Annotated in this window: 8 protein-coding genes; 4 read left to right on the forward strand and 4 right to left on the reverse strand. The window is 64.3% G+C overall.

Annotated features, from left to right (window positions below; genetic code table 11):
• The first annotated feature begins 138 nt into the window (after positions 1–138).
• Together CTA01S_RS13820 and CTA01S_RS13825 are read left to right on the forward strand one after the other, a co-directional pair.
• Complete coding sequence (locus CTA01S_RS13820) at positions 139–2511, forward strand: UvrD-helicase domain-containing protein (RefSeq protein ID WP_062196364.1); 2373 nt, start codon at positions 139–141, stop codon at positions 2509–2511.
• Between the two features lie 176 nt (positions 2512–2687).
• On the forward strand, positions 2688–3488 hold the full coding sequence (locus tag CTA01S_RS13825; protein ID WP_019562189.1) for an IclR family transcriptional regulator: 801 nt from the start codon (positions 2688–2690) through the stop codon (positions 3486–3488).
• Between the two features lie 21 nt (positions 3489–3509).
• On the opposite strand, the gene CTA01S_RS13830 is transcribed toward CTA01S_RS13825, so the two are convergent.
• Positions 3510–3728 (reverse strand): hypothetical protein, encoded by a 219-nt coding sequence (locus CTA01S_RS13830; protein WP_062196367.1) that lies wholly within the window; start codon positions 3726–3728, stop codon positions 3510–3512.
• Between the two features lie 124 nt (positions 3729–3852).
• Here CTA01S_RS13830 and CTA01S_RS13835 point away from each other — a divergent pair, with 124 nt between their 5' ends.
• Positions 3853–6063 carry a PhoX family protein gene (locus CTA01S_RS13835; RefSeq protein ID WP_062196369.1) on the forward strand — a complete coding sequence of 737 codons (2211 nt, stop codon included), beginning with the start codon at positions 3853–3855 and terminating at the stop codon, positions 6061–6063.
• 54 nt (positions 6064–6117) lie between these two features.
• On the opposite strand, the gene CTA01S_RS13840 is transcribed toward CTA01S_RS13835, so the two are convergent.
• Genes CTA01S_RS13840 through CTA01S_RS13850 form a run of 3 tightly spaced genes read right to left on the reverse strand, consistent with a single transcriptional unit; the run spans position 6118 to position 8219 of the window.
• The gene (locus CTA01S_RS13840; protein ID WP_157451371.1) at positions 6118–6927 is read right to left on the reverse strand and encodes a BPSS1780 family membrane protein; all 810 of its coding nucleotides are present in this window, start codon (positions 6925–6927) and stop codon (positions 6118–6120) included.
• Entirely contained in the window at positions 6924–7892 is a 969-nt protein-coding gene (locus CTA01S_RS13845) for a homoserine kinase (RefSeq protein WP_019562193.1), read from the reverse strand. Before CTA01S_RS13845 ends, CTA01S_RS13840 begins: the two co-directional genes overlap by 4 nt.
• A gap of 27 nt (positions 7893–7919) precedes the next feature.
• Positions 7920–8219: a DUF2782 domain-containing protein gene (locus CTA01S_RS13850; protein WP_232301072.1), complete on the reverse strand. Its 300-nt coding sequence runs from the start codon at positions 8217–8219 to the stop codon at positions 7920–7922.
• 58 nt (positions 8220–8277) lie between these two features.
• Here CTA01S_RS13850 and polA point away from each other — a divergent pair, with 58 nt between their 5' ends.
• The gene (gene polA / locus CTA01S_RS13855; RefSeq protein ID WP_062196374.1) at positions 8278–11019 is read left to right on the forward strand and encodes a DNA polymerase I; all 2742 of its coding nucleotides are present in this window, start codon (positions 8278–8280) and stop codon (positions 11017–11019) included.
• Positions 11020–11031: the final 12 nt, after the last annotated feature.

Below are 11031 nucleotides of genomic sequence, written 5' to 3' on the forward strand. Positions count from 1 at the left end.
TGATTTGGAGCCGGCCGGGTCCGAGACCGTCAGCAAGGGCGGTGGACGCGACAGAACCGGGTTCCAACATTTGGGCCCGGTGACGCATTCTACGCCGAAGCGTCCGGATGGCGCACCCCCCTCTCCTAGAATCGATCCATGAGCCCATTTCCTTCCGATTCCGAGTCCTTGGCAGGCCCTGCTGCGGCCGGCCTGCTGCAGCACCTCAATCCCGAGCAGTACGCGGCCGTGACGCTGCCGCCACGCCATGTGCTGGTGCTGGCCGGTGCGGGCTCGGGCAAAACAAGGGTGCTGACCACCCGCATCGCCTGGCTGATTCACACCGGGCAGGTCGGCCCCGGCGGCGTCATGGCCGTGACCTTTACCAACAAGGCCGCCAAGGAGATGCTCACCCGCCTGAGCACGATGCTTCCCATTCCCGTGCGGGGCATGTGGATCGGCACCTTCCATGGGCTGTGCAACCGCTTTCTGCGCGCGCACTGGAAACTCGCTGGCCTGCCGCAGAGCTTCCAGATCCTGGATGCGCAGGATCAGCTGTCGGCGGTCAAGCGCGTCATCAAGGCCATGAACCTCGACGAGGAACGCTTCGTGCCCAAGCAGGTGGCGTGGTTCATCGCGGGGTGCAAGGAGGACGGACTGCGCCCGAAGGACGTCGAAGTGCGCGACGAGCATTCGCGAAAGCTCATCGAGGTCTACCAGGCCTACGAAGACCAGTGCCAGCGCGAAGGCGTCGTGGATTTCGGCGAGTTGATGCTGCGCACGTATGAACTGATGCGTGACCACGCGGCGCTGCGCGAGCACTACAACCGGCGGTTCCGGCACATTTTGGTGGATGAGTTTCAGGACACCAACCGGCTGCAATACGCTTGGCTGAAGCTGTTCGCCGGACCAGACAGCGCCGTGATGGCCGTGGGAGACGACGACCAGAGCATCTATGCCTTCCGCGGCGCCCAGGTGGGCAACATGGCCGACTTCGAGCGTGAGTTCCGAGTGCAGCAGGTCATCAAGCTCGAGCGCAATTACCGCAGCTTCGGCAACATCCTCGACGCGGCCAACGCGCTGATCTCCCATAACACGCGGCGCTTGGGCAAGAACTTGCGCACCGAGGCCGGCCCGGGCGAGCCGGTACGTGTCTACGAGGCCACCAGCGATTTTGCCGAGGCGCAGTGGCTGGTCGAGGAGGCGCAGCAACTGCACCGCGATGGCGTGCCGCGCAGCGAGGTGGCCGTGCTGTACCGCAGCAATGCGCAGTCTCGGGTGCTGGAGAGTGCGCTGTTCAATGCTGGCATTCCTTATCGCGTGTACGGTGGGCTGCGTTTCTTCGAGCGGGCCGAGATCAAGCATGCCTTGGCTTATTTGCGTTTGATCGAAAACCCCCATGACGACACCAGCTTCCTGCGCGTGGTCAACTTCCCCACCCGCGGCATCGGGGCACGAACGATCGAGCAGTTGCAAGATGCCGCCCGCGCCAGCGGACGCAGCCTGTACCAGAGCGTGGGGGCCGTGACGGGCAAGGGCGGTGCCAACCTGGCGGCCTTTGTGGCGCTGGTCGATGCCATGCGCGAGGCCACACAGGGCCTGACGCTGCGGGAGATCATCGAGCATGTGATCGAAGCCTCGGGGCTGGCCGACTTTTACCGCACGGACAAGGAAGGCCGCGAGCGGCTGGAAAACTTGGATGAGCTGGTCAATGCGGCCGAGGCTTTCGTCACGCAGGAAGGCTTTGGCAAGGATGCCGTGGCCCTGCCGTTGGACGAACAGGCCGGCGCGATCGCCGCTGGCAACCCTCCGGCGGTGGCCGCGGTCGATCTCACCCCCGATGCCGACACCGGCGAGATCATCTCGCCGCTGGCGGCCTTCCTGACCCATGCAGCCTTGGAGGCGGGCGACAACCAGGCCCAGGCGGGGCAGGATGCGCTACAGCTGATGACGGTGCATGCTGCCAAGGGGCTGGAGTTCGACGTGGTCTTCATCACCGGGCTGGAAGAGGGCCTCTTCCCACACGAGAACTCGCTGTCCGATGCCGAGGGCCTGGAAGAAGAGCGTCGCTTGATGTACGTGGCCATCACGCGCGCGCGCAAACGCTTGTACCTGAGCCATAGCCAAACCCGGCTGCTGCACGGTCAAACCCGCTACAACTTGCCCAGTCGATTCTTCGACGAGCTGCCCGAGGGGGCGCTGAAGTGGATCACCCCACGCCACCGGGGCTTGGGCTCGGGCTTCGAGCGCGACGATCGCGCCGCCTGGCAGCGGGGCTCGGGCCTGGGCAGCATCGGGGGCGCTGCCCACCAGCCCGATGCGCCGCCGGCCTGGGCGGCGGCCAAGGCCGCAACCCGCGAGGGCCAAGCCCTGCGCGCCGGGCAAAGCGTATTCCACAACAAGTTCGGCGAAGGCGTGATTCTCACCCTCGAAGGCAGCGGCACCGAGGCACGCGCGCAAATCAATTTCGGCCGCCATGGCATCAAGTGGTTGGCTCTGAGCGTGGCCAAGCTCACACCCATCGAATCTTGAACCCTGAAGTTCTGCATTGCGGAACTTCGGTCTGCTCTACGGTTTGCAACTATCATGTTCGGCGGCCGCCGCGTGTTCGAGCGTGGGCGCACACGCCGGTGCCGCCCCCCAGCGATGGGGTGTGGGCGACCCCGTGCAGCGTGGGCGGGCCGGATCGAAAGGAGCGAGAACCGCCGATGTCGAGCCCAAGCGAGCCCGTCGCCGCCCCTCGGCGAATCAAGGAAGACCGCCATTTCGTCACGGCATTGGCGCGTGGTCTGGAGGTGCTGGCCTGCTTCCGGTCGAGTGACCGCATGCTGGGCAACCAGGAACTGGCGCGGCGTTGCAAGCTGCCCAAGTCCACCATTTCGCGCCTGACCTACACGCTGACCAAACTGGGCTACCTGGAGTACGTGGAGGACACCGGTCGCTATCGCCTGGGCAGTGCCACGTTGTCGCTGGGCAGCACCATGCTGGCGCGCATGGATGCCCGTCAGATGGCGCGGCCGCTCATGCAGGAGTTGGCCGATGCCTCACAGGCCATGGTGTCCTTGGGCATGCGCGACCGACTGAGCATGATTTACGTGGAGAACTGCCGCAGCAAAGCCACGCTCACGCTCAGCCTGGACGTGGGCTCGCGCATTCCGCTGGCGACCACGGCCATGGGGCGTGCCTACCTGGCTATGTGTCCCCCGGAAGAACGCCGTGAATTGATGGATCGCATCCGGCGCAGTGACGAGGCGGCCTGGCCGCGCATTCGCCAGGGCATCGAACAGGCGATCCAGCAGTACCGCGAGTTCGGCGTGTGCGCGTCCTTTGGCGATTGGCAGAAGGACGTCAACGCCATCGCCGTGGCCTTCTGGCCGGCTGGCGGGCGCTCGCTGATGGCGATCAACTGCGGCGGGCCGGCCTTCCAACTGAGCCCCGAATTCCTGATGACGCAAGTGCGCCCCCGGCTGATGACGCTGGGAGCGCGGCTGGAGTACGGCGGCCACTGACGGTGCGGGCGCAGCGGCCCTTCAGTCGTCCTCGTCATCCGACCCTGCAACGGCTTGGACGCCGGCTTCCACCACGGCCCCGGTCACGCGGATGCCGGTGCTCACGACGGCTCCCGTGACCGAGATGGCCGCACCGGCGGCGGCCCCAGCCACGCTGACCACCGCACACCCCCCAAGGGCGATGGCCACGGTTGCATATGCGAGTGCGCGTCCCAGACGCTCCAAGTGACCAAGATTCATCGAAGAAAGGCTCTCAAAAGCGTCATCGTTGCGCCACACGATCGTTGCAGAAGTTTCACATGGGCTTCCTACCATGCCTGGGCGCCATTGTGTTGCAAATCATTTCAACCCGAGGATTCGCCCCATGAACATGCAGACCGATCTGTCTCGCGCGATGCACAACGAGGAGGACTCGAATACGTCGCCCAATCCCAGTTTCGATGCCGTCTTGTCGGCGCGTCTGAGCCGCCGCAGCCTTCTGCGTGGTGGAGTCGGGGGAGCGGCCGCCGCGCTGCTGGGCGCAGCGGGCTTGAGTGCCTGCGGCGGTGGCGACGACGCGCCGGTGGACGAGGCGCCGGCCGAAACCTTGTTGGGTTTTACCGCCGTGGCCAAGAGCGTGGCCGATGCGTTCACGGTTCCGCCGGGCTACAGGGCCGACGTGCTCATCGCCATGGGCGATCCGTTGTTCAGCAGTGTCGGTGCGTTCCGTAACGATGGCACCGATGCCGATTTCGACCAGCGCTGCGGCGAATGGCACGATGGCATGGAGTATTTCGGGCTGTCGGCCACTGGCGCGCGCGATGATGCGAGCAACAACCGGGCGTTGCTTGGCATCAATCATGAGTGGGTGACGCAAACCTTCCTGCATCCCAATGGGCCAAGCGCCGCACCGCGCCCGGATGCCGAGGTGATCAAAGAAATGCAGGCCATGGGAGTGACGATCGTGGAGATCGCCAAACAGCCCAATGGCCGCTTCGCTTACGTGCAGGACTCGCCGTTCAACCGCCGCATCACCACTGAAACGCCCATCGAGTTTGCCGGTCCGGCACGCGGCAATACCTTGTTGCGCACGAAGTACTCGCCTGATGGTACGCGCACGCGCGGAACGGTCAACAACTGCGGCACCGGCAAAACCCCCTGGGGCACGCTGCTGACTGGGGAAGAAAACTGGGCGGCCTTCTTCGCGCGCAACGCCGGCGACAACAACCAACGCAGCGCCAACGAAAACGTTGCGTTTGCGCGCTACGGCAAAAGCGTCACGGCCACGGCCGGGGTCAACCATGTCTACCGCTGGGATACTGCGCAAAGCGGCGACGAACGCTTTACACGCTGGAATGCCAGCGTCAGCGGCGCCACGGCAGCCGACGACTATCGCAACGAGTTCTACTGCCAGGGCTATGTGACCGAGATCGACCCGTATTCAGCCACCTCGGTGATCAAGAAGCGCACGAGTCTGGGCCGCATGGCGCACGAAAGCGCGGCGGTGCGTGCGGTGGCTGGTCGCCGTCTGGCGGTGTACATGGGCGACGATGCACGCAACGAGTACATCTACAAGTTCGTGTCGAGTCAGGACTGGGACCCGTCGGATGCGAACCGTAGCGATCGCATGGCCGTGGGCGACAAGTACCTCGACAGTGGCACCCTGTATGCGGCCCGCTTCAACGACGATGGCACGGGGCAATGGGTCGAGCTGAGCTTGGACAATCCGGCGGTCGCCAACTATGCTGGCTACACCTTTGCCGACGAAGGCGATGTACTGATCCATGCGCGTATTGCTGCCGATGCGGCTGGCGCCACGAAGATGGACCGGCCCGAATGGGGCAATCTCAACCCGGCCAACGGTGAGCTCTACATCACGCTGACCAACAACAGCAACCGTCGGCTCAATCCGACAGGCTCGCAGCTTGCTCCCGACGCGGCCAACCCTCGCGCTTACGTCGATGTGCGCGCTGGCATCACCGTGCAGCAGGGCAATGTCAATGGGCACATTTTGCGCATCCGAGAAGACGGTGGCGACCCGGCGGCCACCACCTTCACTTGGGATGTGTACTTGTTCGGCGCCGAATCCGACGCTTCGCCCACGCTGGTCAACTTGTCCGGATTGACCGACGATCAAGACTTTTCCAGCCCCGACGGTCTGGTGTTCACCCCGAGCACCTGCCTGTGCTGGATTCAAACCGATGATGGGGCCATGGTCGATGAGAGCAATTGCATGATGCTGGCGGCCATTCCAGGACAGGTCGGCGATGGCGGTGCCGTGACGCTGGACTATGGCGCGACCACGGTGACCACCCGCATGGGCAGGAAGCCCACGGCTGCCACGCTCAAGCGTTTTCTGGTCGGTCCGAAAGATCAGGAAATCACCGGGCTGGCCGAAACCCCCGATGGCCGGGTGATCTTCGTCAACGTGCAGCATCCCGGAGAAGAGACTGCCGCCGCCGACGTGGGTGAGCCGAGCAAATACACCAGTCATTGGCCTGGCAATGCCGGATACGGGCCGGGCGGCGCCAGTGCCCGCCCGCGCTCGGCCACGGTGATGATCACCAAGAACGACGGCGGACGCATTGGCACCTGATGCCACGGTGCCGCCAGGCCGGGCGCAACCCTGGCCTGGCTTGGTGAGCGTCAATCAAGTCTCTGGCGAGGCAACCTTGGGGCCGACGGGCATCGCGTCGATGAAACAGTCGTCGAAGGTGAAGTACAGCGAGGCATAAAACGCCGTCAGAAACATCAACGTCGCCGGAAAGGCCACCAGCGCCATCAGTTGGGGGGCCGACAGCAAAGTGAAGATCAGCGTGGCCACGACACCGAAAAACAGCACGGCCGCCGCCCACGTGAGGAAGTACACGATGAAGGCGCCCAGATTGCGCCAACAAGCCACCACGCTGAAGAACACGGATTGCACCGCACTGACGCCGCCCCAGTGCACCAGGGCCGGGGCATGCCAGAACAACAGGCTGACCGGCACGGTCAGCAACAGTCGTACCAGCAAAGCACGATGCATGGCGGGGTCGTCCATCATCTCGGCCGAGGCTTCTTGGCTGGTCATGGCACCCTGCAAGGCATCGATGCGGCCACCGTCCATCGCGTCGGCCAGCCACATCGTCAGCATCGACAGCACGGCATAGGCCAGTCCGATTTGCAGCAGTGCCATCACCTGCCGGCGCGGTGCGCGCAGGGGCTCGATGAATAGCGAGGGCAAGGGAAAGCCGCCTTGGGTTGCCTTGCGCGTGGCCAGCATGAAGCCCAGAGACACCAGCGGCATGAGTGCCAACACCGCCAGCGCGCCCAGTTGGCGCATCGTGACGATCAGCACGAAAGCGGCAAACAAAAACGTGAAGAACAGTGCCGCATACGCCAGCGGCTGACGCAGAAAAACCTCAAAGCCACGGCGCACCCAGAGGATGCCTTGCAAGGGCCCAACGTGTCGCAGCTTCATGGTTCGGGGTGCCAAGGCGTATCCACGCGCGCGCGCAGGATGCGTTCGAAATGGCCGGGGTCGTGCGCTTTGAGCATGTGGGCATCGCGAGGCAGGTGGTAATCCCACAGGCGCGAGATCCAGAACCGCAGCGCGCCGGCGCGCAGCAAGGCAGGCATCAGCCGCACCTCGTCATGGCTGAGCGGCCGCACGGCCCGATAAGCGTCCACGAAGGTGGTCGCCCGAGCCTCGTCGAGGCGTCCGGAATCCAGATCGGTGCACCAGTCGTTCAGGCACACGGCGATATCGAACAAGAAGGTGTCCACGCCGGCGAAGTAGAAGTCGAAAAAACCCGTCAGCGTGTCGCCCTCGAACATCACATTGTCACGGAAGAGGTCGGCATGGATGGGTCCCCGAGGCAAGGCCAGGTAGGCCGCAGAACGGGCATGCGCGCATTGGAAAGCCAGCTCGCTTTCCAGCAACTGCCGTTGCGCGGCATCCAGGTGGGGCATGATGGACGGGGCCGTCTCGACCCACCAGTCCAGCCCACGCAAATTGGGCTGATAACGCGGGTAATCTCGGCCGGCCAAGTGCATGCGTGCCAGCATCTGTCCGACCTGGCGGCAATGCTCATGGCTGGGGGCCAGCTGATGCCCACCGCGCAAGCGGTCCACCACGGCAGCCGGCTTGCCGCACACGGTGTGCAGGATTTCCCCGTTGGCATCGGCCTTCGGGTCAGGCACCGGAATGCCACGGGCCGCCAGATGCTTCATCAAATGCAAATAGAAAGGCAATTGCTCGAAGCTCAGGCGTTCGAAGAGCGTGAGCACATAGTCGGTGCACTGGCCTGCACGTTCGGCGGTGAGGAAGTAATTGGTGTTTTCGATGCCGGAGGCAATGCCGCGCAGATCCACCAAGCGGCCCAGGTTCAGGCGCTGGACCAGGTCGGCGGCTTGTTCAGGCGTGACGGTCGTGAAAACGGCCATGGACGAAGGTTGCCGGCAAGCCCCGGCTCAGAAAGTCAGGAAGCGCCAAACGCGCTGACCCGAAGCTCCGCCAGCGCCCACCTGTGAGGGGTCGCGTCCGCCGTCCGGCGGCACGACCTCGTAGGTGCGCCCGCCCTTTTTGGGTTGCACGCGGATCTGGAGCGTCTGCCCGCGGACCCGCAGCTCATCGATGCGGGTGGACTCGTCCTCGACGCGGATGACCTGCACCGCCGGCTCCGGCGGGCCTGCAGCCGGGGTGGCCGCCTGCCCCCAGGCGGAGCAGGCCGCGGCACTCACGACGATGGCAAGGCAGGCTCGGTTGCGCATACGAGCATTGTAGGCGCAGCCCGTCGGGGTGCCGGTCGGATTGCCCCACAATCGCCCCATGGACGAGCACACCCCTACTGCACCGCTGTTGCTGCTGGTCGACGGCTCCAGCTACCTCTACCGTGCGTTTCACGCCCTGCCTGACCTGCGCGGGCCGCAAGGCCAGCCCACGGGCGCCGTGCACGGCATCATCGCCATGCTGCGCCGGCTGCGCGAACAGTATCCGGCTGCTCATGCTGCCTGCGTCTTCGATGCCAAAGGACCGACCTTCCGCAACGAGTGGTATGCGCCATACAAAGCCCAGCGCGCCCCGATGCCCGAAGATCTGGTGGCTCAGATCGAACCCATCCACGAAGTGGTCAAGCTGTTGGGCTGGCCGGTGCTGGAAGTGCCCGGCATCGAAGCCGACGACGTGATCGGCACGCTGGCCCGTGTGGCACGCCAGGCCGGTCATCGGGTCATCATCTCCACCGGCGACAAGGACTTGGCCCAGCTCGTCAACGAAGACGTCACCCTCATCAACACCATGAGCAACGAATCCCTCGATGTCGAGGGCGTCAAGGCTAAGTTCGGCGTGCCGCCGCAGCGCATCGTCGACTATCTCGCGCTCATCGGGGATGCGGTGGACAACGTGCCCGGTGTGGACAAAGTCGGCCCCAAAACCGCGGCCAAGTGGTTGGCCGAATACGGCTCGCTCGATGGGGTGATTGCTGCAGCCGACCGCATCAAGGGCGTGGCGGGCGAGAACCTGCGCAAAGCACTGGACTGGCTGCCCTTGGGCAAGCGCCTGGTCACCGTGGTGACCGATTGCGATTTGTCGGACCATATCCCGAGCTGGCCCCGGCTGGATGCTTTGGCGATGCGCGAAGCCGACACGCCGGGCTTGCTGGCCTTCTACACCCGCCATGGCTTCAAAACCTGGAAGCGAGAACTCGAGTCTCGCGCAGCCGCAAGCGCACCCGAGCCAGCGGCCGCAGCAGTGCCAAGCACACTGCCGCGCGATTATGAAACCGTGCTGGACTGGCAGCGCTTGGACGCTTGGATCGAACGGCTGCGGCAGGCCCCGCTGGCCGCGCTGGACACCGAAACCGACTCACTCGATGCGATGCGAGCCCGCATCGTCGGCTTGTCCTTTGCCGTGCAGCCCGGTGAAGCCGCCTATGTGCCCGTGGGCCATGCCTATGCCGATGCGCCTGCGCAGCTGCCGCTGTCCGGTGTGCTCGAACGCCTGAAACCTTGGCTTGAAGACCAAACGTGCCGCAAGATCGGTCAGCACATCAAATACGACCTGCACGTCTTTGCCAACCACGGCATCCAGGTCCGCGGCTACGTGCACGACACCATGCTGCAGAGCTACGTGCTCGAAGCCCATCTGTCCCACAACTTGGGCAGCCTGGCTGAACGCCATCTGGGCCGCCGCGGCATCGAATACGAACAGCTATGTGGCAAAGGGGCGCATCAAATTCCCTTTGCCCAAGTCGATGTGCGTCGTGCCACCGAGTATTCGGGCGAAGACAGTGAAATGTGCCTGCATGTGCACCAGGTGTTGTGGCCTCGTATCGAGTCCGAAGCGGGCTTGCGCTACGTCTACGAGTCCATCGAAATGCCCATGTCGGTCATCTTGCAACGTGTCGAACGCAACGGGGTGAAAGTCGATGCACGGCTGCTGGAGCGACAAAGCCATGAACTGGCCCAGCGCATTCTGGCGCTCGAAGCGCGCGCGCATGAGCTGGCCGGTCAACCGTTCAACCTCGGCAGCCCCAAGCAGATCGGGGAGATCCTGTTCGGCAAGCTGGGCCTCCCCGTGGTGAAAAAGACCGCCAGCGGCGCCCCGTCCACCGACGAGGAGGTGCTGGAGAAGCTGGCAGCCGACTACCCGCTGCCCGCCTGCATTCTCGAGCATCGCAGCTTGTCCAAACTCAAAAGCACCTACACCGACAAGCTGCCGCTGATGATCAACCCACAGACCGGCCGCATCCATACCAATTACGCACAGGCCGTGGCCGTGACGGGCCGCTTGTCGAGCAACGACCCCAACTTACAGAACATCCCGATCCGCACGCCCGAAGGCCGGCGCATTCGCGAGGCCTTCGTGGCCCCGCCCGGCCGAGTCATCGTTTCGGCGGACTATTCTCAAATCGAGCTGCGCATCATGGCCCATCTGTCGGGCGACGCCAACCTGCGTCGAGCCTTCCAGGATGGGCTGGACGTGCACCGCGCCACCGCGGCAGAAATCTTTGGCATCGACCCGCAGCACGTCAGCAGCGAACAGCGCCGCTATGCCAAGACCATCAACTTCGGTCTCATCTACGGCATGGGAGCTTATGGCTTGGCCACCAGCCTGGGCATCGAACAAAAGGCGGCCAAAGACTACATCGACCGCTACTTCCAGCGCTATCCCGACGTCAAGCGCTACATGGACGAGACCAAGATGCGGGCAGCCCAGCAGGGCTATGTCGAAACCCTTTTCGGCCGTCGCATCGTCTTGCCGGACATCCGTGGTGCCAATGGTCCACGCCGCAGTGCTGCCGAGCGGCAGGCCATCAACGCGCCCATGCAGGGCACGGCGGCCGATCTCATCAAGCTCGCGATGATTGCGGTGCAAGCCGCGCTTGACCAGCGCAGGAGCCAAACCCTGATGGTGATGCAGGTGCACGACGAACTCGTCTTTGAAGTGCCCGAGGCCGAGCTCGACTGGGTCAAAACCGAAGTGCCGCGCATCATGGCCTCCGTGGCCGAATTCTCCGTGCCCCTGGTGGCCGAGGTGGGCGTCGGGGCCAACTGGGATCAAGCCCACTGACCCTCCCCCCCC

It is taken from the genome of Caldimonas taiwanensis NBRC 104434 (genome assembly GCF_001592165.1).
Classification (GTDB): Bacteria; Pseudomonadota; Gammaproteobacteria; order Burkholderiales; family Burkholderiaceae_C; genus Caldimonas; species Caldimonas manganoxidans.